Source organism: Arthrobacter sp. ISL-95, from assembly GCF_018613695.1.
Taxonomy (GTDB): Bacteria; Actinomycetota; Actinomycetes; order Actinomycetales; family Micrococcaceae; genus Arthrobacter.
The window spans coordinates 367,659-393,464 of record NZ_JAGGPR010000003.1 but is presented as its reverse complement, the minus strand read 5'-3'; the positions used below and the strand labels follow the sequence as shown (position 1 = coordinate 393,464).

Genomic DNA, 25,806 nt, shown 5'->3' with positions numbered 1-25,806 from the left:
TCTCCTGCTGAAGTTAAGAGGGGTGAGTCTGCTGGTGTTCTGGTGCTTGGTTTAGCGGAAAACCACTGTGCTGGTCTGGTCCAGCAGCACGCGGTGCTCGCAGTGCCACCTGACGGCGCGGGACAGCGCCAGAGCTTCGGCGTCCTGGCCCACGGTTGAGAGGGTGTTGGGACCGTAGCTGTGATCGACGCGGATGACTTCCTGCTCGATGATCGGTCCCTCATCCAGGTCCGCGGTGACGTAGTGCGCAGTTGCGCCCACCAGCTTCACGCCGCGGTCATAGGCCTGGTGGTAGGGGCGGGCGCCCTTGAATCCCGGCAGGAACGAGTGGTGGATATTGATGGCGCGTCCTTCAAGAGCGCGGCACAAATCGTCCGAAAGGACCTGCATGTACCGTGCCAGAACTACGAGGTCCACGTTGTACTCCTCCACCAGGTCCAGGAGCCGCTGTTCGGCCTCTGCCTTGGTATCCGGGGTAACAGGAATGTAGACGAAGGGCAGGCCGGCCGCTTCAGCCATGGCGCGGTGGGTCTCATGGTTGGAGGCGACCACTACGAGGTCACCGCCCAGGCTGCCACCGCGCCACCGGAAGATGAGATCGTTCAGGCAGTGCCCGAACTTGGACACCATCACCAGAACCCGCTTCTTGGTTTGGTCATGGAAGCTGAACTTCATCTCGAAGCGGTCAGCAATTGCGCTGAATTCCTCTTCAAGCCGCTCCGGGGAGTAGGACAGCGGGCCGGAGAAAGCCGTCCGCAGGTGCAGCGTCTGGCGGAGGCCGTCGTCGAACTGCTGGTGCTCTTCAATGTTGAAACCGCGCTCGTAAAGGAAGGTGGTAACTGCCTGAACAATCCCGGCGCGCTCGACGCACGACAATGTGAGTACGAACTTCTGTGCTTGCTCTTCTTTGAGCAATTCGGGCTTCGGCAGTGTGCTTACTGGTGAGTCTGTCGCCACGAGGGTCATGTCTCCTCCTTTAGATATATTCCTGGGTCCTGAACTGATATATTAGGATTGGGATTCAGCGTATACTGGTGACTCAGGCAGGTCAATAGGTTTTTTGGTTGTGAAGACAGGAGATGACGCTATGGCTTTTGGAACTCTGGCAATCGCCGGTGAAGACGCAAAGAAGTCTTTGGCTGACATCGCCTACGAACGCCTCCGGGATCGCCTCTTGATGTTGGACATCAAACCAGGCGACCTCCTCAACGACGATCAGTTGGCCAAGGACTTGGAGATCGGCCGGACGCCGGTGCGCGAAGCTCTCAAGCGCCTGGAGTTGGACCGGCTGGTCATTACCTATTCGAGGCGGGGCACGTTTGCCACCCGCGTGGAAGTAACCGACCTCGCCTTCATCTCCGAGATCCGGGCGCAATTGGAACCCCTTGCGGCCGCAAGGGCAGCGCGGGTTGCTTCTGCTGCCACCAAAGAACACCTGCGTGAAGTGATGCGCGCAGTGGAGGACTTTGACGTCAACGCAGCCACGGTGGTTGAAACTTTGCGGCTGGACGCCAGCGTTCACCGGGGAATCTATGCGGCGGCTGCCAACCCGCACCTTGAGGACATCCTGATTCGCTACGACAACCTGGCCACGCGGATCTGGTGCATGGTCCTGGATCGGCTACCGGAGCTTGAGCACCACGTGCGTGAGCACCTGGATTTGCTAAGGGCGGTCATTGACGGCGAAGAGGACAAGGCCGCCGAGCTGGCCCGTGTCCACGTCAGCGGCTTCGAGCACGCTGTGCGTCAGGCGCTTTTCGCGGCCTAGTTTCGGCCTGAATATCGCTGTTGACTCCGTGTCCCGGTGATTGCATACTGAAGACTCCAACTAATATATCACCCGGATATCAGGCCCCTTCCATGGGTCTGCATTCGGGCGCTTGTGATGCAATCACAGCCTTCAGCCCTGGAGTATCGCGTGCTTACAAGACCTCACCTTTTCGAACACATACCGCTCACGGGCAGCAGCCGGGTTAAGCGGGGCATGGCGGAGATGCTCAAGGGCGGCGTCATCATGGACGTCGTCAACGTCGAGCAGGCCCGCATCGCCGAGGATGCCGGTGCCGTCGCTGTCATGGCGCTCGAGCGCGTCCCGGCCGATATCCGCGCCCAGGGCGGCGTCTCCCGCATGTCCGATCCTGACATGATCGATGCGATCATCGCCGCCGTGTCTATCCCGGTCATGGCCAAAGCCCGCATCGGCCACTTCGTTGAAGCCCAGGTCCTGCAGTCCCTCGGTGTGGACTACATCGACGAGTCCGAGGTCCTGACCCCGGCCGACTACATCAACCACATCGACAAGTGGAACTTCACGGTTCCCTTTGTTTGTGGTGCCACCAACCTCGGTGAGGCCCTGCGCCGCATCAACGAGGGCGCGGCCATGATCCGGTCCAAGGGTGAAGCCGGTACCGGCGATGTTTCCAACGCCACCGGCCACATGCGCAAGATCCGTTCCGAGATCGCCAAGCTCGCAGCCCTTCCCGAGGACGAGCTCTACGTTGCGGCCAAAGAACTGCAGGCCCCCTACGAACTGGTCAAGGAAGTTGCCGCTACCGGCAAGCTCCCCGTGGTCCTGTTCACCGCCGGTGGCATCGCGACCCCGGCTGATGCTGCGATGATGATGCAGCTCGGCGCCGACGGCGTATTCGTTGGCTCGGGTATCTTCAAGTCCGGCAACCCCGCAGAGCGAGCCGCCGCCGTCGTCAACGCCACTGCCTATTACGACGACCCCGATGTCATTGCCAAAGTCTCCCGCGGACTCGGCGAAGCCATGGTGGGCATCAACGTAGGCGACATCCCCCAACCCCACCGCCTCGCCGAGCGCGGCTGGTAGAGCGAATGACGGACCTTGCTCTCGTCAGAACCGTCCACGGCCGTGGCCTCCGAAAGGACTGGGCCCAGCTGATCGGCCATACGGTAGAGGTGTGGTTGCTCGATCATCACGTTCTCACCGGGGTGGTGGAGCAGGCTGCGGATGATGATTCGGTGCTCTGGATCGCAGCAGAGGGACTCTCCACCAGGAGGCTGTTCGACAAGTCGACGGGCTACCAGGTCTGGGCCTGAGGAGATAAGTCGTCCCTGGGCGGCGCTCAGCGGTCGTCGTCGGGGCGGGCCGTGAGGATCCGGTGAGCGCTCGCCTGAAGGATGGCGAGCGACTCCTGGATCAAGGGCGACGCGATGCTGCCCCTGCGCACGGCTGCCACAATGCGGCGTGCAGGCTTCCCTTTGCCCGTAATGCGTAGCCGGACCACATTCTCGGGACTATGCAGGGGTGCCAGTCGCGGCAGCAAGCCCACGCCGAGCCCCGCACCCACAAAAGCAATTTGGGTTTCCCACTCAACGGCCTCATGGGCAATGCGCGGTGTCACTCCAACAGCCGTGAAAGCCGCTGTGAAGAGGGCGTGGTACGTGGATCCCGCGGATTCGGTGATCCACGGTTCCGATGCGAGCTCTTCGAGGGTTACCGTTTCCCGCGACGCCAAGCGGTGGTTGGCAGGAATGATCACATCCAGGGGATCATCGAGCAGAACCGTCTGTTCGAACCGGGGATCGTCCTCAACGTAGGTGTCGGACTGCATGGCAACAATCACCGCAAGATCGATGCGCTCGGCAACCAGCAAGTCGAAGCATCGGGCTGGATTCGCTTCGAGGACCTGCACCTCCAGCTGGGGGCGTGTGGAGCGCAGGGTGGCTGCCAGCGGGGCCAGCAACTGGGCGGCCGCGGTGGAGAATCCGCCGAGCCCAAAATGTGACTGCACCTGATCGCCGGCCTCCATTGCTGCCGCGCGCAGGCTCTCCCATTCGGCAATAAGGGTGTCCGAGCCAGCCACAAGAAAGCGGCCCGTGGCGGTCAGCCGCACGCCCCGTCCGTCCTTGGTCAGCAGCTGCATTCCCAGCATGCGCTGGAGCTCCCGCAGCTGTGCGGAGACAGCGGAAGGGGAGTAGCCGGTGAGCTCTGCTGTGGCGCCAATGGTGCCGCAGCGGGCAAATACCCGAAGTGTGATGAGTCTCGCATCGATCATGCACCCATTGTGCACGGTTATCTTCTGAATCTTGCGCTTTTGTTGCGGTTCAATGATCCCTAATCTCATGACTATAAGGTTTTCGACAACGCCGCTCGCACCCAACGCAGCAGTGCTCCCCACGAAACACACTCTGACCCACGCCTCCCGGGAGGAAAACATATGTCTGCTCCAGTCTTGCCCCTCAACTCACGCGGAAAACTCGCTTCATCTTTGCCTGCAGAGCAGCTGGCGGAGATCAGCGCGTTGTTCGAGTTCCGGCGCAAGGGATTTTCCCTCGATGCGCCTTTCTACACAGATGCCACGATCTTCAAGATCGACATGGAAGCCATCTTTGGCCAGCATTGGATCTTTGCCGGCAGCATCGCCGAACTGCCCGAGCCGGGCGACTACGTCACCGTCGACTATGGTCCCTACTCCCTGATCGTGCTGCGCAATGACGACGGCGGCGTGAACGTCCTGCACAACGTCTGCCGCCACCGCGGCGCCCGCGTCCTGACCGAAGCTGCCGGATCAACAGGAAACCTGGTGTGCGGCTACCACTCCTGGACGTACTCCCCTGAAGGCAACCTGATCCACGCCTCTGCGCCGGGAGAGACGAAGTTCGACAAAGGCTGCTTCGGCCTCAAGCGCGCCCACAGCCGCGTGGTGGCCGGACTTATCTTCGTGTGCATCGCAGACGAGCCGCCGGCAGATTTTGACGAAACTTCCAAGATCTTCGAGCCGTACCTCGCGCCCCACGACCTCTCCAAGACGAAGATTGCTTACCAGCAGAACATCATTGAAGAGGGCAACTGGAAGCTCGTGATGGAGAACAACCGCGAGTGCTATCACTGCGATGGCCACCCTGAGCTCGCCTGTTCCCTCTTCCCCACGTGGGGCCTGACGGAGGGCCTGATTCCGGCCCACCTCGAGGAAGTATGGGACCGCAACAAGGAAGCGCAGTCCTCACTCGAGGAGCGTTGCCGCCGCTATGGCCTTCCCTACGAGGTGGTGGAGGAGCTCGATACCCGTATTGCAGGAATCCGCATCTCACGTGAATCGCTGGACGGCGAGGGCGAATCGTTCTCTGCCGATGGTCGCAGGCTTTCCAAGAAGCTGCTCGGCGACCTGCGGGACTTCCGCTTGGGCCGCTGCTCGATGCACCTGCAGCCCAACAGCTGGTTCCACTTCCAGAGCGACCACGTCATCACGTTCGGTGTCTTCCCCATCAACGAACACCAGTCTTTGGTGCGCACCACATGGCTCGTTGCTGACGACGCCGTTGAAGGCGTGGACTACGACTTGGAGAAGCTCACCTACACCTGGAAGCAGACCAACCTCCAGGACAAGGCGTTCGTGGAGCTATGCCAGACCGGCGCCGGCAGCCCTGCCTATGAGCCCGGCCCGTACATGAAGAGCGAGTACCAGGTGGAGGCATTCATCAACTGGTACGTACAGCGTGTCCAGGAGCACTTGGCATGACCGAACTCCTCACTGAGACGGTAGTCCAGGAGCCACATCGCATTCGCGGCCTTGAAATGCCGTGGAACAGGGTGATGGGAAGCACCGAGGGACCCGCCAGCGCAGCCCGTGCGCTGGGTCCCTGGCATCCGCAGGAGTTCATGGCCGAATGCGTGGAGATTGTTCCCGAAGTGGGCGGAATGATGACCTTCGTGTTCCGTCGCTCCGACGGTGCGCCCCTGGCATTCCGTGCCGGTCAGTATGTCAACGTTGCTTTCCCTGTGAACGGCGAGGACCAGGACCCGTTGGACCGCAGCTACTCGCTGTCCAGCGCGCCCACCAAGCCGTGGACCTTCGACATCACGGTCAAACGCGATGCTGCAGGCCAGGTTTCACCGTGGGTGCACGAGAACATCAAGCCGGGCACGGTCCTTGAAATGCTCGGTCCGGTAGGGGCATTCCACCTGCCCGACGCGGACCGGCGGGCACGGTACCTCCTGCTGGCCGCCGGTGCGGGCATCACGCCCATCATGTCCATGGTGCGGACCATCCACTCGCTGCCGGGACAGGCCGATGTGGTGGTGCTGTACCACGGAGCGGAAGCCGGAGGGTTTGCCTTCAACAAGGAACTGGCCTACATAGCGTCCGTGGATTCACGCATCAAGGTCTTCTACTCCCTGGGCGATCGCAGCATACCCGAGGGCTGGGAAGGGCTGAGTGGACGGCTGACTGCGGCCATGCTGGACGAGGTGGCCCCGGATGCCAATGGCCGGCAGGTGTATGCGTGTGGCCCTGAGGGCTACCTGAATACCGCCACCGAACTCCTGGGGAACGTGGGCGTGGACGATACCTCCATCCACATGGAATTCTTCACGGGAGATCGCCAGACCATCCTTGAGTACCAGGCAGAGCTTGCCCTTGCGGTGGACATAGCCGAGGAAATCGCCGAGGAAATCGCGGACTCCGCAGAGGGCTACTACGAGGGTCAGCCCACAGCGTTCGGGCTCTACGAGCCCGGCTACGACGCCGAAGGGCCCCTGAAGGCCACGGGGCTGCCGCTGGAAACCATTGACCCGGATGCACCTGAAGCATCCGACGGCGGTTCGGAGGCGGGAGCGGAGGTCTCAACTCCCGATGCTTCGAGCTTCGAGACAGTGGGAACGGGAAGCCTCACACTCTCCTTCATGCGCACTGGCATCAATGTGCGTGTGGATCCCACCGAGCACATTCTGGGCCCGGCCCAGCGTGCGGGCGTCAGGATCGGTGCCAACTGCAAGGAGGGCATGTGCGGCTCCTGCAAGGTGGTCAAACTTTCAGGGGAAGTGGAGATGAATCACCAAGGCGGCATTCGGGCGCGTGAGATCGATGCAGGAAAGTTCCTTCCCTGCTGCTCCACCGCACGGACCGACATGGTGATTGACGCCTAGATCCCAGGGGATTGGCTTGCTAAGGATCGGCGCGCCTCAGCTCGGCCTTTTCCACGAGCTCGGTGATCCACGGCCGTTGCGCACGGTGGAGTGTCAGGCCGTCCGGAAGTCCCTGGACCTGGGATGTAGAACCGATGACGTCGATAGTGATGCGTCCGCTTCCCATGGGGGCGTTGCTGATGTGCAGGTCACCGTAAGACTCCGGCAATACTGGATCGAGCCAGACACCGCCCAAAGAAATGTGGGCGTCGTAGCGCATGAGTCCGGTGATCAGCTGGATGGGAGTAGTTGCAGCCCATGCTTGTGGGGAGCAGGCCGTGGGGTACGGCACGGGCTCCCTGAACTGTTCGCGGTCAAAACCGCAGAAGAGTTCGGGGAGCCTGCCGCCCGAAAACTCGGCAGCTTCAAAAAGGGCCGTGGCGATACGCTGCGCCTCCTCCACGAAGCCGTAACGGAGCAGCCCGGCCGCTATCAGCGCGTTGTCATGTGGCCAGACCGATCCATTGTGATAACTGGCAGGGTTGTAGGCGCCCATGTCGCTGGCCAGTGTCCGGACGCCCCAGCCGCTGAACATTTCCGGAGACATCAGCCGCTCCACCACCAGGGGAGCCTTGTCTTCATCAACCAGGCCAAACCACAAGCAATGCCCCATGTTTGAAGCACAGGCATCCACGGGCCGCTTGTCCTTATCAAGGGCCACCGCGTAGTAGCCCTTGTCCGGGAGCCAAAACTCCTCGTTGAACTTCTTCTTCAGGCGATCCGCGCGTTCCCGGAGTTCAGCTGCCAAGGTGAGGTCGCCGTCGTCGTACGCCATCCATGCGCGCGCCATGTAGGCGCCGTGAACGTATGCCTGGACTTCGCAAAGCGCCAACGGCGGCTCGGCGATGGTGCCATCGGCAAAGTTGATCCCGTCCCAGGAGTCTTTCCAGCCCTGGTTGATGAGCCCGTGCTCGTTGGGGCGCCCGTACTCCACGAAGCCATCGCCATCCCGGTCTCCGTAGTCCCTGATCCATTCGAGCGCGCGATCAGCGTTGGGGAGCAGCTCCGAAATCACATCCTTGGCGAATCCCCAGCGGCTGACTGAACCCAGGACCGTGACGAAGAGGGGAGTGGCGTCGACGCTGCCGTAGTACGCGGATTTGCCGCCCAGAGCCAGACCGCTGGAGACATCCAGCCGGACTTCATGCAGAATCTTGCCCGGTTCTTCCTCGCTGGTGGTGTCCACCACCGTTCCCTGACGGTCAGCCAGCGTACGGAGGGTTCCCAAGGCCAAGGATGGGTCAACGGCCAACGCCATCTCCGACGCCCATAAGGAATCGCGCCCAAACAGGGTCATGAACCAGGGCGCTCCGGCGGCCACAACCACCCTGCTGGGATGGTCCGGGTCCTGGATCCTCAAAGCGCCCAGATCCTCATAGCTGCGTCTCAGGGTGCGTTCGATGGAGCGATTCCCCACCTGCAGGCGGGGAATTTTGGCCACCCATTCCTCCCGGCGACGATCGCTGGGAGACATCTCGCCGCGGGGCGGGTGGGCGAAAGGCCTGGCACCGCCAAGGGAAGGAACTGCACCATCGGTGGGCACGACGCTCACCCGGGTGCTCCAGCTGCCCGAAGGTGGAATCTTGGCCGTGAAACCCAACGCCCTGGCCCCGGCGCCGGCGCCCTCGGCCCGGATGACCACGCCCTTGCGGATGCCCTCCCACTTTCCGCGGATCTCCAGGGAATCGCCGTCCGGGACTCGGGTTTCCGTCCACTCCCGGGTGACGCGGGCTTCCTTCACTTCAAAGAGGTCCGCGAAATCCGACTCTGCAGTCAGCAGGATCCGGCACTCCGCGGGCCGTTTGGAATAGTTGCGGACCGTGATCTCTTCAAGGATTCCCGCCCCGACCTCCCGCAGCCGTTCCACCAGCAAGGGGCTGTCCGCGTACCCATCCGGACGAGGTACCCGGCCCGCAAACATGGCACGGTAAGGTTCCCGGGTTTCAGCTGCCAACGGTTCGAGCATCTGGCCGTTGACGGTCAGTTCCCATCGGGACAGTATGCGGGTGTCCAGATGGAAGACGCCGTGGGGAAGCCCGGGGTGGATGTCCCCGTTGGCAGAAGAAATGCAGAAGGACGAGCCCTCCACCAACGTGACAGTTCCAGAGCCCAGCGGCCCCGCTGCTGTGTCGGCATTCCATCCAGCCACTTCATGCTCCTTACCACTGAGCCTGCGGATCGCTTGAGCCTGGTGGCCCGTCCGTGGCGGCCTCCTGCATGGATGTAACTGACGGTACGCCGGGGAGCGTGCGGGCACCAGAGTCAGCCGGGAATCCCGGCGCATCCACGGCGGATAATTCCAGCATGCAACCCAGAGTTAACCTCATTTCCTCGTCCGCGCAACCGGAACGGGTCTATAGTGAGGGAACAGGACATTCGCTGATGCAGCCCGGCGGCCCGATATTTCTTCCGACGCCGGAGGCCCCGTAATGACCGACACCCAAATTGGCAGCTTTATTCGCGACTGCGTGGTGTTTGAGGACGACACTGAGAACGGCTTGGACTTTGACACTTTCTACGGCCTGTACATCAGCTGGTGTGTCCTAGGACGCAAAATCCCCATTCCCGACTCCGCCTTCAAGACCGCTCTGGAACTCGAGGGCCACAAGCCAATCAAAGAAAATGGCCGGAGGATCTACCCCGGCATGACCATGGTGGGTCCGGCCGCCAGAGACTACGTGGTGAATAGCGTTCCCCTGTGGAGCGAAACAGAAGCTGATATCCCGGCTTCTGAGATCCGCCAACAAGCGTTGGCTTCCATCGCCTGATTTCATACCGGCGAGCTTCCAGCCCATGCCCCTAGGATTCTTAGGGGGCATGGGCTGTTCCTGTTTCCAAGGGGCTTTCGCTGAAAGGTACTCATGAAACCGTCCATCGTTTGGTTTCGCGACGATCTGCGGGTCGCCGATAACCCGGCCTTGCGTGCCGCCGTCGACGACGGCGCGGCCGTTGCCCTCTACGTCCTTGACGAAGAATCGCCCGGTATCCGCCCCCACGGCGGCGCTGCGCGCTGGTGGCTCCACCACTCGCTGACCAAGCTCCGCGAGGAGTTGGACAAGCTTGGTGTTCCTCTGCTCCTCCGCCGTGGGCCGGCAGCGGACGTCGTTCATAAAACCACGACGGAGATTGGCGCCGGCGGGCTGTTCTGGAACCGGCGGTACGGTTCCGCTGAGCGAACGGTCGACGCCGGCATTAAGGCTTGGGCGGGTGAGACAGGCCTGCATGTCGCGAGCTTTCAGGCCTCCCTCCTCCATGAGCCGTGGGAAGTGACCACCAAGACGGGTGGGCAGTACAAGGTCTTCACCCCTTTCTGGCGGACCGTTTCTGCGCAGGACTTCCGCGAGCCGCTGGCCGTCCCGGAAGCGGGCCACGGATTCACCGGAAAGCTACCCGTGTACGACCAGTTGGAATCGTGGCATCTGCTGCCCGCAAAGCCGGACTGGTCCGGGGGACTGGCCGAAATGTGGGCGCCGGGCGCCGCCGCCGGGCACAGGCGGCTCGCCGAATTCGTGGCAAACGGCCTGTCCAACTACAGCGAGGGCCGCAACCGTCCGGATACGGATGGAAGCAGCTGCCTCTCGCCTTACCTTCGCTGGGGTGAGCTCAGCCCGTTTGAGGTGTGGCATGCCCTAGGTTCCAAGCGGTCCGAAAGCGCCTCGATTTACGCTTCCGAATTAGGCTGGCGTGAGTTCTGCTGGCACCAGTACTTCCACAATCCCACGCTCGCAACGGCAAACCTTCGAACTGAATTTGATCGCTTTCCGTGGGCGTGGCCGGGTAGCGATAACAGTGGCAATAACAAGCATCCCGGCCACGAGTCAGCACCCGAGGAGTTCCGGGCTTGGCAGCAGGGCCGCACCGGGTTCCCCATGGTGGACGCGGGGCAGCGGCAGCTGTGGCACACGGGCTGGATGCACAACCGCGTCCGCATGGTTGCGGCCAGTTTCCTGGTGAAGAACCTGGGCATTCATTGGCAGCTCGGGGAACAGTGGTTCTGGGACACCCTGGTGGATGCCGATCCTGCGTCGAACCCCGCCAACTGGCAATGGGTAGCCGGCTCCGGGGCGGATGCTTCACCGTTCTTCAGGATCTTCAATCCGGAGGCTCAGCGCGTGAAGTTCGATCCTCAGGGGAAGTACATCGCCCACTGGATTCCGGAGTTCGGGACACCGGAATACCCCGAGGGAATTGTGGATCTCAAGACCACCAGGGCGGAAGCGCTGGAAGCGTACAAGGAGATGAGGGAGGTCCACTGAGGGGTTCCGCAGACTCGGCAGGGGTCGGCTATAGGCTGGGTTCATGTCAGCAGAGTCCATCCTCAAGGTCCTCATCATGGCGTTCGTGGCCATGTTTATCGCAGCGATTGCCTGGTGGGCGCGGAAGCACCCCAACAGGTCCAAGCAGTACCCGGAGCAGGTTCGCATGCCCAAGGTTGTGCCGATTGTGGGCTGGGTATTCCTGAGTTTCGGCTTCCTCATGAGCCTGGTCTCGTTCTCCTATGCTCCTACTCCTTTGGGGGCCCGGATCACGGCTGTTGCCCTTGTTCTGGGCGGACTGGTTTTCGTGCTGATGTACCGCAACTTCTATGTGGCACCCCGCGACTTCGAGGTGGCCTTCCGCAGCGTGTTCGGCAAAGAGCACCTTCTTTCCTACAGCGACATTGCCCACTACAGCTTCCAGACAATGAAGGGGCAGCCGTACCTAACGGTCAAGTCGGCCGAGGGCGTCAAGCTCAGCCTTAATATCAGGGCCTATGGCATGACGCCGCTCTTGCGGGCCATCGATTTTCATCAGGTCACCGGCCACTGGCCTGCCCGCACGGATGTGCTGAGCGGAGGGCAAGGGACGGAGAAATACCCCTCTGGAAATTAGTAGGAAGTCCGAGTATATTCGGACTCAGAGATGACCTGGATCACAGTTGGTCACGTGTTCCGCGACGGTCCCAGCACCCGGCGGCACGGCAGTCATTCACCGATGCAAAGGAGCATTTCACCATGGTGCGCGAGCTTTCCCACTACGTCGACGGCCAGAGGATCGACGGCACATCCGGTCGGTTCAGTGATGTCTATGATCCCTGCACGGGCGAGGTCCAGGCGCGGCTTCCGCTGGCCAGCGCGGACGAGGTTCGCAACGCCGTCGCAAATGCCGAAAAGGGTCAGCTCGAATGGGCGGCAATGAACCCCCAACGCCGGGGGCGCATCCTCCTGAAGTTCGTGGACCTGGTCAACGAAAACATGGACGAGCTCGCCAAGCTCCTGTCCTCCGAACACGGTAAGACCTTCGCGGACGCCAAGGGCGATATCCAGCGCGGTATCGAGGTAGTGGAATTCTCAGCCGGCGCACCGCACCTGCTCAAGGGCGAATTCTCGGACAACGCCGGCCAAGGGATTGATGTCCATTCGCTCCGCCAGTCACTCGGTGTGGTCGCAGGCATCACGCCCTTCAACTTCCCGGCCATGATCCCGCTCTGGAAGTCCGGTCCTGCGCTCGCAGCCGGAAACGCCTTCATTCTCAAACCCTCCGAGCGGGACCCTTCCGTTCCACTGCGCCTGGCCGAGTTGTACAGCGAAGCCGGCGTGCCCAATGGCGTCTTCAACGTGATCAACGGTGACAAGGAAGCCGTGGATGCTCTGCTCGAAGATCCTCGGGTGAAGGCCATCGGCTTTGTGGGCTCCACGCCGATCGCCCAGTACATCTACGCAACGGCAGCTGCGCACGGCAAGCGCGCTCAGTGCTTCGGCGGGGCGAAGAACCACATGGTGATCATGCCCGACGCCGATCTTGACATGGCTGCCGACGCCCTGATTGGTGCCGGGTACGGATCCGCCGGCGAACGATGCATGGCGATCTCCGTAGCCGTGCCCGTTGGGCAGGAAACCGCGGACGCTCTGGTGGCCAAGCTGACCGAACGCGTCAAGGACCTGAAAGTGGGCCACAGCCTGGACAAGGATTCAGACTTCGGCCCCGTGGTGGCTGCTTCCGCCAAGGAGAGGATCGAGGGCTACATCCAATCCGGCGTTGATGAAGGCGCAACGCTGGTCACTGATGGTCGCGGCCTCACCGTGGACGGCTACGACGGCGGCTTCTGGGTGGGCCCCACGCTCTTCGACAACGTCACCAAGGACATGAAGATCTACAAGGAAGAAATCTTCGGTCCCGTCCTCAGCGTGCTGCGCGCGGCTGACTATGACGAAGCGCTCAGGCTCTGCAGCGAGCATGAGTTCGGCAACGGCGTCGCGATTTTCACCCGCGACGGCGACTCCGCCCGCGACTTTGCCAGCCGCGTTGAGGTAGGCATGGTGGGCATCAACGTGCCCATCCCCGTGCCGATCGCGTACTACACGTTCGGCGGCTGGAAGGCGTCCGGTTTCGGCGACCTCAACCAGCACGGCGCCGACGCGTTCCGCTTCTACACCAAGACCAAGACGGTGACGTCGCGGTGGCCCTCCGGCATTCGCCAGGGCGCCAGCTTCATCATGCCGGCAGGCAGCTGATGGGGTCTGAAAAGGTAGAGGCAGAAGACGTTCTGTTTGAGCGTCGCGGCCACCTCGGCATCGTGACCCTCAACCGGCCCAAGGCAGTAAACGCGCTGAACCTGGGAATGGTAAAAGCCATGCTCCAGCAGCTGGCCGCCTGGGCTGACGACGACGCCGTTGCCACCGTTTTGCTGCGCGGCGCGGGCGACCGTGGGCTGTGCGCCGGGGGCGACATCGTGGCGATTTACAAAGACATGTTGCACGGTGGAACCGAGACGGCGGAGTTCTGGGCTGACGAATACCGGCTCAACGCGCTGATCTCGCACTATCCCAAGCCGTACGTCGCTTTCATGGACGGGCTCGTCCTGGGCGGCGGCGTGGGCATCTCGGCGCACGGTTCCGTTCGCATAGTTACCGAGCGGACGCGCACCGGCATGCCGGAAACCACCATCGGATTCGTGCCCGACGTCGGCGGCACGCTACTGCTTTCACGCTCACCGGGGGAGGCAGGAACGCACGCTGCGTTGACCGGAGCACATTTGTCCGGTGCGGACGCGCTCTTCCTGGGGCTCGCGGACCACTTCGTGCCGTCCAAAAACCTGCCCGCGCTGGCGGAAGCGTTGGAAGGCTCGACGGCGGAGGCCGCCGTCGAGCGCTTTGCCCAAGCCGCGCCGGACTCGGCCTTGGCGGAGCAGCGCGAGTGGATCGACGCCGCTTATGTGCATGACGACGCGGAAGAGATCGTCCGGAGCCTGCGATCTTTGGGCGACGACGCAGCCGCTGCAGCGGACACGATCGAGGCGAAATCGCCGACGTCGGTAAAGGTCGCTTTGGAATCGCTGCGACGGGTCAGGGGACTCTCTTTGGAGGAGGCGCTTGACCAGGAATACCGCGTGGGGCTGCGGTGCCTGGCCGGGCCTGATTTCCGGGAGGGCATCCGCGCGCAGGTGGTGGACAAGGACCGCAACCCGCAATGGAAGCCGCCGACCCTCGCCGAAGTCCGGGAGGCCGACGTCGAGGGCTACTTTGCGCCGCTCGGCGAACGGGAGCTGGGGCTTTCGGCCAGTCCAGTCCAAGCGAATTGAAGGAGACGATCATGACAGAGAACGCAGCCACGTCAGATATCCAAGCCCCGGCAACGGGACTCATCGCTTTCCTTGGTCTGGGCCATATGGGCGGTCCCATGGCCGCCAACCTGATCAAAGCCGGGCACGACGTGATCGGTTACGACCCCGTTCCGGCGGCAGTTGAGGCCGCTTTGGCTCATGGGATTCCCATGGCTTCCACGGCGCATGACGCTGCTGCGGAGGCGGCCGTGGTGTTGACCATGCTGCCCAGTGGCAGGCATGTTCTGGATGCCTACCGCGGGGTGGATGGGCCGGGGCTACTTTCCATCGCCAAGCCGAACACGCTGTTCCTGGACTGTTCCACCATCAACGTTGACGAAGCCCGCGAGGCTGCAGCTCTGGCCGTGGAAGCCGGTCATCGATCCGTGGATGCCCCTGTTTCCGGGGGAGTGGTGGGGGCTGAAGCCGGAACCTTGACCTTTATGGTGGGTGCTTTGCCGGAGGATTTCGAGACCGTGCAGCCCATTTTGGAGCTCATGGGCAAAAGGATTGTCCACTGCGGTGATCACGGGGCCGGGCAGGCCGCCAAGGTCTGCAACAACATGATTCTGGGTGTGTCCATGATCGCCGTTGCCGAAGCATTTGTGCTCGGCGAGAAGCTTGGGCTTACGCACCAGGCGTTGTTCGACGTCGCCTCCAACGCGTCCGGCCAATGCTGGGCGCTGACCACCAACTGTCCAGTTCCGGGCCCGGTGCCCACCAGCCCCGCCAACCGTGACTACCAGCCGGGCTTTGCCGGTGCGTTGATGGCCAAGGATCTGCGTCTGGCACTGAACGCCTTGGAAAGCACGGGGGTTGCTGCGGAAATGGGCCCCCTGGCGTCGCGTATCTACGACTCCTTTGCCGCCGGGGATGGGGCTGGAAGGGACTTCTCGGGGATCATCACGGAGATCCGCGATAAGTCTGTGTGAGAGGTTTGAGTCGGTAGTTGATGAGTTTGGCGGGTTTGTTGGACTTTGGCGAGAGGGAGAGCATGACGGAGCAGTATCAGAACATTGTGGTTGAGCGTCGGGGACGGGTTGGCTTGGTGACACTGAACCGGCCGGATGCGCTGAACGCGCTGAACACCGCGCTCATGAACGAACTCGTGGACGCTGTTACTGCGATGGACACTGATCCGGACCTTGGGGCCGTGGTGATCACGGGTTCGGCCAAGGCGTTTGCTGCCGGCGCTGACATCAAGGAAATGTCCTCCAACAGCTACATGGAAATGTACGCGGCGGACTGGTTCCGGCGTTGGGAGGACCTCACCCGTCTGCGCATCCCTGTTGTTGCTGCAGTGTCCGGCTTCGCCCTGGGCGGTGGCTGTGAGCTGGCCATGATGGCCGACTTCATCATTGCGGGCGACAACGCCAAGTTCGGCCAGCCCGAGATCAACCTGGGTGTAATCCCCGGAATGGGCGGCTCCCAGCGGCTCACCAGGGCTGTGGGCAAGGCGAAAGCCATGGACATGGTCCTCACGGGGCGTTTCATGGATGCTGAAGAGGCCGAACGCTCCGGCCTGGTGTCCCGCGTCGTACCCGCTGCAGAGGTGATCGAAGAAGCCCTCAAGGCGGCCGAAGTCATCGCATCCAAGTCCAAGCCGGCCGCGATGGTGGCCAAGGAGGCCGTGAACGCAGCCTTTGAGATGGGTCTGTCACAGGGTGTGCTGTTTGAGCGCAGGGTGTTCCACTCGCTCTTCGCCACCGAGGACCAGAAGGAAGGCATGGCCGCGTTCAGCGAGAAGCGCCAGCCGGAGTTCAAGCACCGGTAGCTTGATTTGCGGGGCTGGAGCCGGGGCCAGAGTGATCGCAACGGACCTGACCGCGGGCCTCTGCTGACATGGAGACTGCGATCATCGAACACCCGGATCGCATCACCTACCGTCAGCTCGAGACCCCGCTTGGCCGTACCGGAACGCCCGAGGAAGTGGCCGCCGTCGTGCTGTTCCTCCTTAGTCCCATGGCTGCATTCGTCACCGGTGCGGACCTTCCGGTGGACGGTGGGCAAAGTGACGGCAATAGTCGGTGCCGGACTCGTCCTGATGGGTGGCCGACTTAGTAATGGAGACCGCCCGGGCCCCGTTGACGACGGGACGATGAGCGGGCCGGGCTCTTTGCTTGTTTAGGTGGCTGTTATGTGGGCGCGCACGACCCAGCGCCATTTCGCGATCTTCCGCACCCGAGTGAAGTTGTATTTCTCGAAAAGTGCTTCAGGCCCGGTGTGGAGGTAGGCGCCCCGCTGTTCCGGTCGGTCTTCAGTCTGTTCGGGGTATGCCTCCACGATCCCACCGCCTAGGGAAGCGATGTGTTCGAGTGCTGCAGCAACCGCAGCGGCTGCAACGCCCGTCTCGCGGTGCTTTGGATTCGTAAATACGCAACCGATGCGCCAGTCGGGCGGACCCTCGTCTCCCTTTTCGTACGTGCGGAGGTTCTTGATGTTGGGCAGTTCGACGGGCCGGCCGAACTGACACCAACCGACGCAGATGTCGTCGTCGTAGACAAGGACCTGGCGCACGGTGCGGTTTTCGACGTGTTGGCGCTTGGCTTCGCGGTTTCCCTCGACCGAGTGTCCCGGGCCTACGCCTTCGGGATGGAACGCCATGCACCAGCAGCCACCCCACACGCCGTTGTTGGCCTCCACAACGGCGCTAAAGTCGGGCCAGGTCTCAAGGGTGAGTAAGCGCGTAGTCAGCGGCATGTAACCATCATTCAAGAACCGTTCCTGGTTTGCTACGGAACTCGATATGCGAATACCAGTGTGGTGACCCGCCATGCTAAGTCCGTTTTCAGTACCAAACGTGCCGCTTCTCGCACAGCCTTGCTTGGTTCCAATCCGGTGAACCGCGTTATTGGCGTTCGACCCCTGCCGCGCTGGAAATTGCTCTCCACTCAATGGTTGACCTTTTCCCATTGCCCTGGCAACGGTTCGCCCGCACACTGTAACCAGCCGCTAGCCGAAAGTCACTCAGCTTTGGGCTCGGCACGAATTTTCTGTTGGGGCAGAACTTGGGGGGATCATGGGAAATTTTCGCGCGTTTGCGTTGAAATCGGCGGCTCTTGCCGCGTTATTGGCGGGTTCAACGCTGGTAAGCGTAGCTCCATCCGCGCAGGCCGCGTCTGAAGAGTGGATCCCTCCGTTGCAGGGAATGGCCTACGTCGGCTCGGAATTGACCATAGGGGAAACCAGGACAGATCTGATTGACTGCCCTCCGACGGAGGAAGCCCCTCAGGGCTTCGTCTTGGAATGGCTTAGCAATGGTGTTCCCTTGCCTGCCGAACGGCAGGGGGAGTTTCTGAAGCTCACCACCGAGGACCAGGGAAACCGTATCTCCTTCAATGTTCACGGCGAGTGTTCTGCATCGGAGGTCTTTCAGAGCATAGCGACACCTCCCATCGCCGCGTCCAACCGAGCCATGGGCTGGACAGGCCGCGGTAATTATGAGCTTCTGGGCCGCACTGACAGCGGCGAGCTGATCCTGTACCCGCGGACTTACGAGTCCCACTGGCAGGACGGGGGCTTTTGGGCGAGAGATCGCTACTACACCTCTTCGTGGGATACGCCAAGGGTAGTCGGAACGGGCTGGGCGATCTTCAATATTGTTTTCTCCCCGGGTGATTTCGACCGGGACGGACACAACGACGTCCTAGCCCGGGACAGCGCGGGAAATTTGTTCCTCTACCCAGGCAACGGTGCCGGAGACTGGCTGCCCACTGTACAAGTCGGCGCAGGCTGGAACATCTTCGATTCCATCATTGCTGGCGGAGATTTCAGCGGCGACGGAAATAATGATGTCCTGGCCCGGGACAGCGTGGGAGACCTGTTCCTCTATCCCGGCGATGGTGACGGGGGTTGGCTGGCGCCTAAAAAGGTTGGTGTGGGCTGGCAGGTTTTCGACAAGATCGTTGCCTCCGCCGACACGGACGGCGACGGTGCGATGGATGTTTTCGCCCGCAAACCCAGCGGCGTTTTGCATCAATACCCAAGCGACGGGCATGGCGCATGGAAAGCACCGTCTGTTGGGGGCCCCGGGTGGGAGGTCATGACCGAAATCATCGGCGCCGGCACGTTCCATCCGGGCCGCCTGAACTTTAGACCAGCGAGCATATATGACTCCGGCTTCCCCATGAATGACATCACCGCAATAGACAAGGAAGGGTACCTGCGCCACTACTACGGGTCGCGGGAACCGGGGGGACTCTACGGCGGACACCACATCGGTAACGGCTGGGACATCCTTAACACTCTCATCTGATTCTTGGTTTGAATTCGGACGCCATAGTTGCGGGTACGCATGGCAGGCACCACTTGCCGACTGGTAGGTTAATCAAGTTGGTAGATATATTGAATTGGAATCAGCCGGTTCGGCTCCCGCACGTACCCCGCACCTCAAAGGATCGTCATGAAGACCCTGAGCCCATCCCGGAAGCTGTCCTTTACGTTGTTCACGTCTGTTCTTGCCATCGTGGCACTGGGAGGCTGCGCGGCCGGGGCACCGGCCCCCGCCGACGTTCCCGCCACTGCTGAGGCAAGCTCTACCCTGTCGCAGAACCCAAGCTTCAGCGGTAGTGCAGCCTCACCCACGGCGGAAGCGATCGTTGGCAATGACCAGGCCGGCGGAAGGCTCGACCCGGCCACGGAAAATCTGTCCTGGGACAACGGCAACAGGATCCTGGGAGATGAGAACGGTGGACACACTCCTGATATCGGCAGCTCCCTGACGGACCCGACGGCTGGGTGGAAGGGCGACTACAGCCGTATGGCGACAGACGGGATAATGACCTTCACTTCCGAGAACACGCAATGCAAGGTACGGACGATTCAGGTGCGCAACCAACCCTCCGAACTGGTGCCCGGTGACGACAGGGCGTCCACCTTAAAGGTCCTCGCCATCCTCATCCCCGGCCAGACGGACCTCGCCGCAAAAGTTAAGGACACAACTTTGGGCTACGGCATGGCCGGCAACCCTGAGGTGGATATGCTGTCGCTGACGTACACATCAGGTGACAGCTACGGCTATACGGCGGCACGGACCTTTAGCAAGCCGGCGGTCACGCTCAAGGTCGAAGCATTGTGTCCGAGTCTCGAAACCCTCAAAGTCACCCTGCCTGAGATCCGCAAGAACGTCACTATCAACGCGCTTTGACGCCCGCGCCGCGGCGCCCGGTCCGTTCCTTAGGCCGACATTAGGACGGCGGAATCCGGGACGGGAGTCTATCTCCGGCAATGAGACATTGACTCAGATACTCGGTCACTCTGGCCTCGAGGGGTTGTCGACTCATTCTTCGCGGCGTAGGATCCTGCGGGCCATCACCGGATCGAGGAGTTCGCTCAGGGACAGCTGATCGTCCAGGATTTTGTTACCGCCGACGGATTCGCCGCCGACACCAACAACGAGTTCAAAGCCTACGAACTACTGGAAGGGGGTACGGCCGAGTTTGACCGGGCTCAACTTGAATGGCTCGGCACCGTTGAAGCCATTATTCTGGGCGCCAACACGTACCAGTATTTCGTTGAATTCTGGCCCACGCCAGCATCTCACGGCGAGATCATCGCACCGGCTCTCAACTCGCTCCGCCGTCATGTGTTTTCACGCCAGTTGAAGGAAGCTCCTTGGGGCGACTTCCCGCCGTCGACCATTGAGTCCGGCGACGCGATCGAGGCGATCCGCCGCATCAAGCAGGAGTCCGCAAAGGACATCGTGCTCTGGGAGAGCTTGTCGCTTGGAGAGACGTTCTTCGCTGCGGGTGAAGTGGACGCCGTCCGGCTTGTCGTGATGCCGGTAGGCCAGGGCTCAGGCAGGGGGCGTATTCCCGGCGGGACATGATCCTGCCCTGTTGAAGCTCGTGGACGTGAACACCTACGACCAAGGCCTTGTGGAGCTCAACTACACCTTCCGGAAACAGCCCTAAACCGACGCATCCGCCGGCACAAGAGCCGCGTCGAAAAACGCCCGCTCCAGCCGCACCGCTTCGGCGAAGGTGCCAGCAACGCGCTCGCGTGCTGCGGCGTCGGCAGGCTCGACGGCGTCGAATTCGTCGCGTAGCCAAGTCACCCATGCGTTGTATTCAGGGTTGTTGTGGAGACGGATCCATTCGGCATGCTTTGCGTGGGCGGGCCATTGGGTGGGGTCGCCGGCGCGGGCAGCCCAATCTCCGTAGAGCCACTCCGCGACCAGCAGCACTGCCAGGACCTCCGGGTAGGAACGCGTGGCGAGGGTGCTGCGCATTAGGTTGTCGAAATCCCGCGTGGCAGACCCCAGCGTGGGCGCGGTTCGCTCCGACTCGGGAACGCTCAGCTCACTGAAGCAATCGTGGAAGTACGTGTTCTCATCCGAAGCGAAGGCCCCCAGAACCCGGGCGAACACCAGCCGCGACGGCAGCGAAGGTGCCGATGCGACGGCTTGGCCCAGGAGCGCTGTGAAGGCATCGCAGAACTGGTAGTCCTGAACGAGGTAGCGGCGCAGGTTTTCATCGGAAAGGGACCCATCCAGCAACTGGTCCACGAACGGATGGTTGACGGCGGCGTCCCAGTCCTCGGCGTGCTGGTTCCTGAGTTCATTGGCAAAGCTCACGGTGTTTCCTCCTGAGATGTCAGCACTCGGAGCCTAGCAGCGTGCCGCTCTGTTGAGGCGGGCGTTACGCTATGGTGCCGGTTCTGGTGCCAGCGTAGGCTCGGGCCATGACGAACGAGGGCGCATCGAAGACGATCGTGGTTGGCTATGACGGATCCGAAGAATCACACCGCGCCGTCCAATGGGCCGCCAAGCACGCGATCCTGCGGAAGTGTTCCCTTCACGTTGTGCACTGTTCCCTATGGGTGCTGCTGTCCCACAACAGGGGCCCCGTTCCTGGCGTTGCCGATAGCGGCCTGGAACGGGCCGCTCAGAAAGTCCTAGAAGAAGGGATGATGCTCGCTAAGGAGACCGCCCCGGAGCTGGAGGTCCGCACCACTTTGCTTCATGGAATGCCGCGCGATCATCTGGCCCACGTCTCGACGGGTGCCGAGATGTTGGTGCTTGGAAGCCGCGGCCTCGGCGGGTTCATGGGCTTGCTGGTGGGGTCTGTGAGTTTGGAGATGGCAGCAACCGCAGAGTGCCCGGTGGCAGTGATCCGTGCCGATGACCACCCGGAGGGTCCCGTGTTGCTTGCAGTTGACGACTCGGGATCACCGGCTGCCCTAGACGACGCCTGCCTTTTCGCAGCAGCAACAGGTGCCGAGCTCAGAATCGTTCACGTACTGCACGAACCCGAGGGGTACCGGCGGCTGCGTGAGCCCGTGGAATCATATCCGGACGCTGAAGCGATGCTTGATGCCGTGCTGAGCCGGGCCCGCCATAAAGCCCCCGGGATCACTGTGGGCGGAGAGCTGCTCTTCGACACATCATTTTCACGAGCGGCGGTCGAGGCTTCACAAGGGGCGCGCATCACGGTGGTGGGGACCAAAGGACACGGTCTGATTAAGGGCACCATTGGCTCCACGGCCCACGCCGTGCTCCACCATGCCCATAGTCCCGTATTGGTCTCCCGTCGCAAGGCCACCTCCGAGGTCACGTAGGGCCCTGGCTTCCCGGGGAGTACGGATCCGACATTTTGGAGGCCCTCACAGGGACTCCCTCCGGCAATGAACCGGACCTATGGTGGAGGGCATGGATAATCGGGCGGAAGTACGCGAATTTCTGATCTCCCGGCGTGCCCACGTGGCCCCGGAGTGGGGCTGCCTACGGGATCCAACCGGCGGGTCAAGGGGCTGCGCCGCAGCGAAGTGGCCACCCTTGCCGGGGTGAGCGTTGAGTACTACACCCGCTTGGAACGCGGCGCCATCAGTGGCGCCTCCCCGCAAGTCCTTGAGAGCATCGCCCGTGCGCTGAACCTGGATGACGCTGAGCGCGCTCACTTGTTCGATCTTGCGCACGCGGCAAGTCCAGTTGCCAGACCGCCGCGGCGCCGGAGCTCGAAATCCTATGTTCCCCACCAGAGCCTGCAGTGGGCGTTGGATGCTGTCACGGCCGGACCCGCGTTTGTACGGAACGGCCGGATGGATCTGCTGGCCGTGAACCCCTTGGCCAGGGCTTTCTACAAGGACTGCTATGACATGCCGGGCCAGGCGCCCAACATCGCCAGGTTCACGTTCCTGGATCAACGCGCCTTTGAGTTCTACCCGGACTGGGACGCCTTTGCGGAGGTAACGGTTTCCATTCTTCGCACGGAGGCCGGACGCGACCCCCATAACAAGGAACTGCACGATCTCATTGGTGAGCTCAGCACCCGCAGCGAGGAATTCCGCACTCGCTGGGGCGCGCATAACGTCCGTCATCACGGCACGGGGTTCAAGACGTTCAATCACCCGGTGGTGGGCGAAATGACACTCGCCTTCGAGGGCTTGGAAATGGCCGCGGAACCCGGACTGACCCTGACCATCTACGCAGCGGAACCCGGGTCGCCGTCGGCCGAGCGCCTGCAGCTCCTCGCATCGTGGGCAGCCAGCGAATACGGACAAGGCGTCCAGGCGGCGTCGGAAAAGACACGAACGGACAGCTGACGACGGCGGCGCTGCCGCTACTCGGCGAGGCTGGCATCCTTTCGATCTTTAAGCATCAAGTCGATCTTTAAGCATCAAGATGGTGAGCGGCACGAAGTAGAGCGCGGCAATACCTGTCCCCACCAGCACCGGACCCGTGGCTCCAAGCGCGGACTCCAAGGCGTAACCGGCGATCCAGGATCCCACGGCTGTGCCGAGGTTGAACGCCGAGGTGCTCAGTGCCGATGCCAGCGTGGGTGCGTGCCCCGCATAACCAACGGCTTTGCCGATCAGGATCGGATTGGTGGCCATGCCGAAGAGCCCCAGAAGGAAGATCAGCGCCACTGTCACCACGGCGTAGCGGGAAAAGAGGGAAAGAGCGGCCAGCATCAGGAAGGTCATACCCGCGGAGATGAACAGTGCAGGATAGGGGCGGTGCGCCCCGAAATGGCCTCCCAGATTTGAGCCGATGAACGCGCCCACGCCGTACGCCACCAGAACCAACGGGACGACGGAAGCGGCCAGTCCCGTGTTCTCAGTAAGTAGTGGAGAGATGAAGCTATAGGCAGCCAGGGACGAGCCGCACACGATCGCGCAGCCGGCCAGGACAAGCCAGACCCTCGCGTCGCGCATGCTGGCAAGTTCAGCGCGCACAGACGGAGTGGCTCCGGATTCCGGCCCGACCGGCACCAGCCGGTACACCGCAACAGCCGCCCCCAGCGCGAGAACAGCCAGAGCCCAGAAAGGGCCGCGCCAGCCAATTACCTGGCCTGCGAGGCACCAACCGGCACACCAACAACGTTGGCCAGCATGCCACCGCCCAACACAACACCCAGTGCACGGGACGCTGACGCCGCGCCCGCGGCTTTCGCACCCACGACGGCGGCTACCGCCCAGAAAGCGCCCGTCGCCAAGGCCGTCACGAAACGAGCCACCAGGATCAGCGTGAAGTCGGAAGTAAGGGCAACGACCACGTGGCCCACGGCAAAGACCACCAACGCGAGGCTCAGCGTCAGGCGACGTGGCAGCTTGAGCGTCAGGATGGACATGCTGGGGGTGCCGACGATCATGCCCACCGCGAAGACCGTGATCATGAGACCGGCGCTTGCCACGGACACCTCGAGGTCGCCCGCAATCTCAGGCAGAATGCCCGCCACAATGAACTCGGTAGTCCCCATGAGGAACACACCCGCAGCCAGAACGTAGGTCACCAGCGGCAAACGTCGGGTCTTGGTGGTTGAAAGGGTAGTGGTCATGACTTCAGAACATCAGGTTTACGGAGTGTTAGGGAGTCCCGCTTAAGGGAGGTCCTCCAAAGGACTCTCTCTCTGAGCGCCCCGCGATTTGGGTTCCCCTGCTTTCACTGACGTTATATTGTCCGTGCCTGCTGCCAGAGTTAGGGCATGGAGCGAATTGGGGAGAGTCGAGCAGGCGCAGTAGTGGCGCTTGGGCACGCTCCCGTGCTTGCGGATTCCTTCCAACCCGGGGCGGATCCGGCCAACACTGTTCCGGCGAGGACGGTGAGTGGTGACTTGATTGAGCAGTTGCGGGTGCTGGAGGAGATGAAGTCGGCTATCTCGGCTTTGCAGGCGCGGGTGGTTGTGGCTTTTGATCTTGCTCAGCGTGCCGAGCAGGCTGAGGCTGGTGTTCCTGCGTCGGAGCGTGGTCAGGGGGTGGGTGCTCAGGTGGCGTTGGCGCGGCGGGAGTCCCCGAACCGCGGGTCTAGGTTGTTGGGTTTGGCGAAGGCCCTGGTGATGGAGATGCCACGGACTTTGGCTGCGTTACAGTCCGGGCTCTTGAATGAGTGGCGGGCCACGTTGTTGGTGAAGGAGACCGCGTGTCTTTCTGTTGAGGACCGGTGTGCTGTGGATGAGGAACTTGCCCCCGATACCGGGACCTTCGACGGGGCCGGGGATAAGGCGATCGTTGCGGCGGCGAAGGCTGCTGCGTACCGTCGTGATCCGCGGTCGGTGGCCGGGCGGGCCAGCCGTGCCGTCGCGGAGCGGACGGTGAGCCTGCGTCCGGCGCCGGATACCATGACGTACCTGACTGCGCTGTTGCCGGTCGCCCAGGGTGTGGCTGTGTATGCCGCGTTGAGCCGGGCGGCTGATTCGGCCCGTTCCACCGGGGAAGCAGAGACTGGCGGGGTTATCAGGGGCCGTGGTCAGGTTATGGCTGACACCTTGGTCGAATGTGTCACCGGAACTCCGGGCGGGTTCTCCGGAATTAACCTGGACCTGGTCATGACGGACCGGACCCTGTTCCAAGGGGACAGCGAACCAGCACGGCTTCAGGGTTACGGAATCGTCCCGGCGGAATGGGGAAGGGAACTTCTCGGCTTGGGGCAAGCCGGCCAAGATCACGCAACAACGTCGGACACAGAGCTCACTGTCTGGCTTCGTCGGCTGTACACCGCGCCGGGCACGGGAGAACTCCTGGCCGCCGATTCCAAAGCCCGGCTCTTTACCGGCCGGCTCCGGCGTTTCATCGAAACCCGTGATCACACCTGCCGGACGCCGTACTGTGATGCGCCTATCCGGCACATTGACCATGTGGTGCCGTGGCACTCGGGAGGCAAGACCAGTCTCTCGAACGGCGCAGGACTGTGCGAAGCGTGCAACCACACCAAAGAAAACCCGGGCTGGACCACCCGGGCTGTACATGCCGACGTCCACACGCTGGAAATCAGCACCCCCACTGGGCACAGCTACCAATCAAAAGCTCCACCACTGCCTGGACATCGGCCTTCCCGAACGTAGGCTCTTGGGGATGA

General features: G+C 62.2%; 25 protein-coding genes and 1 pseudogene. 19 read left to right on the top strand and 7 right to left on the bottom strand.

Translation table 11 applies throughout. The annotated features are described in order from the left end of the window. Positions 1-51: 51 nt before the first annotated feature. Positions 52-966, bottom strand: a complete 915-nt coding sequence (purU, locus tag J7I86_RS04095; protein WP_214815852.1) for a formyltetrahydrofolate deformylase — start codon at positions 964-966, stop codon at positions 52-54. A 121-nt stretch (positions 967-1,087) separates the two neighbouring features. Between purU and J7I86_RS04090 the strand changes: the two genes are divergently transcribed. From J7I86_RS04090 to J7I86_RS04080, 3 genes are all read left to right on the top strand, one after another. Then, complete coding sequence (locus J7I86_RS04090; protein ID WP_214815849.1) at positions 1,088-1,768, top strand: GntR family transcriptional regulator; 681 nt, start codon at positions 1,088-1,090, stop codon at positions 1,766-1,768. 150 nt (positions 1,769-1,918) lie between these two features. Next, positions 1,919-2,833: a pyridoxal 5'-phosphate synthase lyase subunit PdxS gene (gene pdxS / locus J7I86_RS04085; RefSeq protein ID WP_309476661.1), complete on the top strand. Its 915-nt coding sequence runs from the start codon at positions 1,919-1,921 to the stop codon at positions 2,831-2,833. A 5-nt stretch (positions 2,834-2,838) separates the two neighbouring features. After that, positions 2,839-3,063 (top strand): hypothetical protein, encoded by a 225-nt coding sequence (locus J7I86_RS04080; RefSeq protein ID WP_214815846.1) that lies wholly within the window; start codon positions 2,839-2,841, stop codon positions 3,061-3,063. Between the two features lie 26 nt (positions 3,064-3,089). On the opposite strand, the gene J7I86_RS04075 is transcribed toward J7I86_RS04080, so the two are convergent. After that, positions 3,090-4,022, bottom strand: coding sequence for a LysR family transcriptional regulator (locus J7I86_RS04075; RefSeq protein ID WP_214815844.1), 933 nt, complete (start codon positions 4,020-4,022; stop codon positions 3,090-3,092). Between the two features lie 162 nt (positions 4,023-4,184). Here J7I86_RS04075 and J7I86_RS04070 point away from each other — a divergent pair, with 162 nt between their 5' ends. Together J7I86_RS04070 and J7I86_RS04065 are read left to right on the top strand one after the other, a co-directional pair. Further along, a complete protein-coding gene (locus tag J7I86_RS04070; RefSeq protein WP_214815840.1) occupies positions 4,185-5,486 on the top strand; it encodes an SRPBCC family protein in 1,302 nt (433 codons plus the stop codon). Next, a complete protein-coding gene (locus J7I86_RS04065; protein ID WP_214815837.1) occupies positions 5,483-6,892 on the top strand; it encodes a ferredoxin reductase in 1,410 nt (469 codons plus the stop codon). The genes J7I86_RS04070 and J7I86_RS04065 overlap by 4 nt, the downstream gene beginning before the upstream one ends. A 19-nt stretch (positions 6,893-6,911) precedes the next feature. Here the strand turns inward: J7I86_RS04065 and J7I86_RS04060 are convergent, their stop codons facing one another. Beyond that, positions 6,912-9,080, bottom strand: a complete 2,169-nt coding sequence (locus J7I86_RS04060) for a glycogen debranching N-terminal domain-containing protein (protein WP_214815834.1) — start codon at positions 9,078-9,080, stop codon at positions 6,912-6,914. 280 nt (positions 9,081-9,360) lie between these two features. Here J7I86_RS04060 and J7I86_RS04055 point away from each other — a divergent pair, with 280 nt between their 5' ends. The 8 genes from J7I86_RS04055 to J7I86_RS04020 all read left to right on the top strand — a co-directional run bounded on the left by J7I86_RS04055 (position 9,361) and on the right by J7I86_RS04020 (position 16,574). Further along, a complete protein-coding gene (locus tag J7I86_RS04055) occupies positions 9,361-9,699 on the top strand; it encodes a hypothetical protein (protein ID WP_214815831.1) in 339 nt (112 codons plus the stop codon). 93 nt (positions 9,700-9,792) lie between these two features. Beyond that, a complete protein-coding gene (locus J7I86_RS04050; protein WP_214815828.1) occupies positions 9,793-11,187 on the top strand; it encodes a deoxyribodipyrimidine photo-lyase in 1,395 nt (464 codons plus the stop codon). 43 nt (positions 11,188-11,230) lie between these two features. After that, positions 11,231-11,803, top strand: coding sequence for a hypothetical protein (locus J7I86_RS04045; RefSeq protein WP_286179279.1), 573 nt, complete (start codon positions 11,231-11,233; stop codon positions 11,801-11,803). A 122-nt stretch (positions 11,804-11,925) separates the two neighbouring features. Continuing rightward, positions 11,926-13,425 (top strand): CoA-acylating methylmalonate-semialdehyde dehydrogenase, encoded by a 1,500-nt coding sequence (locus tag J7I86_RS04040; protein ID WP_214815825.1) that lies wholly within the window; start codon positions 11,926-11,928, stop codon positions 13,423-13,425. Continuing rightward, positions 13,425-14,492, top strand: coding sequence for an enoyl-CoA hydratase/isomerase family protein (locus J7I86_RS04035; RefSeq protein WP_214815822.1), 1,068 nt, complete (start codon positions 13,425-13,427; stop codon positions 14,490-14,492). The genes J7I86_RS04040 and J7I86_RS04035 overlap by 1 nt, the downstream gene beginning before the upstream one ends. A gap of 11 nt (positions 14,493-14,503) precedes the next feature. Continuing rightward, complete coding sequence (mmsB, locus tag J7I86_RS04030; RefSeq protein WP_214815819.1) at positions 14,504-15,445, top strand: 3-hydroxyisobutyrate dehydrogenase; 942 nt, start codon at positions 14,504-14,506, stop codon at positions 15,443-15,445. Between the two features lie 62 nt (positions 15,446-15,507). Next, a complete protein-coding gene (locus tag J7I86_RS04025; RefSeq protein ID WP_214815816.1) occupies positions 15,508-16,287 on the top strand; it encodes an enoyl-CoA hydratase in 780 nt (259 codons plus the stop codon). Between the two features lie 68 nt (positions 16,288-16,355). Next, positions 16,356-16,574, top strand: a complete 219-nt coding sequence (locus tag J7I86_RS04020; protein ID WP_286179276.1) for an SDR family oxidoreductase — start codon at positions 16,356-16,358, stop codon at positions 16,572-16,574. 63 nt (positions 16,575-16,637) lie between these two features. On the opposite strand, the gene J7I86_RS04015 is transcribed toward J7I86_RS04020, so the two are convergent. Continuing rightward, the gene (locus J7I86_RS04015) at positions 16,638-17,213 is read right to left on the bottom strand and encodes a GNAT family N-acetyltransferase (protein ID WP_214815813.1); all 576 of its coding nucleotides are present in this window, start codon (positions 17,211-17,213) and stop codon (positions 16,638-16,640) included. Positions 17,214-17,532: 319 nt separating this feature from the next. Between J7I86_RS04015 and J7I86_RS04010 the strand changes: the two genes are divergently transcribed. The 3 genes from J7I86_RS04010 (at position 17,533) to J7I86_RS04000 (ending at position 20,340) form a co-directional block, all read left to right on the top strand. Continuing rightward, positions 17,533-18,768: a VCBS repeat-containing protein gene (locus J7I86_RS04010; protein ID WP_214815810.1), complete on the top strand. Its 1,236-nt coding sequence runs from the start codon at positions 17,533-17,535 to the stop codon at positions 18,766-18,768. Positions 18,769-18,915: 147 nt separating this feature from the next. Next, positions 18,916-19,659, top strand: a complete 744-nt coding sequence (locus J7I86_RS04005; RefSeq protein ID WP_214815807.1) for a hypothetical protein — start codon at positions 18,916-18,918, stop codon at positions 19,657-19,659. 171 nt (positions 19,660-19,830) lie between these two features. Further along, positions 19,831-20,340 (top strand): dihydrofolate reductase family protein, encoded by a 510-nt coding sequence (locus J7I86_RS04000; RefSeq protein ID WP_214816886.1) that lies wholly within the window; start codon positions 19,831-19,833, stop codon positions 20,338-20,340. Positions 20,341-20,421: 81 nt separating this feature from the next. On the opposite strand, the gene J7I86_RS03995 is transcribed toward J7I86_RS04000, so the two are convergent. Then, the gene (locus tag J7I86_RS03995) at positions 20,422-21,087 is read right to left on the bottom strand and encodes a TenA family protein (protein WP_214815804.1); all 666 of its coding nucleotides are present in this window, start codon (positions 21,085-21,087) and stop codon (positions 20,422-20,424) included. Between the two features lie 107 nt (positions 21,088-21,194). Between J7I86_RS03995 and J7I86_RS03990 the strand changes: the two genes are divergently transcribed. After that, the gene (locus J7I86_RS03990; protein ID WP_214815801.1) at positions 21,195-22,070 is read left to right on the top strand and encodes a universal stress protein; all 876 of its coding nucleotides are present in this window, start codon (positions 21,195-21,197) and stop codon (positions 22,068-22,070) included. Positions 22,071-22,161: 91 nt separating this feature from the next. Next, a pseudogene (locus J7I86_RS03985) lies at positions 22,162-23,054 on the top strand (helix-turn-helix transcriptional regulator). Positions 23,055-23,102: 48 nt separating this feature from the next. On the opposite strand, the gene J7I86_RS22615 reads toward J7I86_RS03985, so the two are convergent. Further along, positions 23,103-23,753, bottom strand: coding sequence for an MFS transporter (locus J7I86_RS22615; protein ID WP_396019855.1), 651 nt, complete (start codon positions 23,751-23,753; stop codon positions 23,103-23,105). A gap of 41 nt (positions 23,754-23,794) precedes the next feature. Beyond that, positions 23,795-24,289, bottom strand: coding sequence for an MFS transporter (locus tag J7I86_RS22610; RefSeq protein WP_286179274.1), 495 nt, complete (start codon positions 24,287-24,289; stop codon positions 23,795-23,797). Between the two features lie 147 nt (positions 24,290-24,436). On the opposite strand from J7I86_RS22610, the gene J7I86_RS03975 reads away from it, so the two are divergent. Then, positions 24,437-25,792 (top strand): HNH endonuclease signature motif containing protein, encoded by a 1,356-nt coding sequence (locus J7I86_RS03975; protein ID WP_214815798.1) that lies wholly within the window; start codon positions 24,437-24,439, stop codon positions 25,790-25,792. The last annotated feature ends 14 nt before the right edge of the window (positions 25,793-25,806 follow it).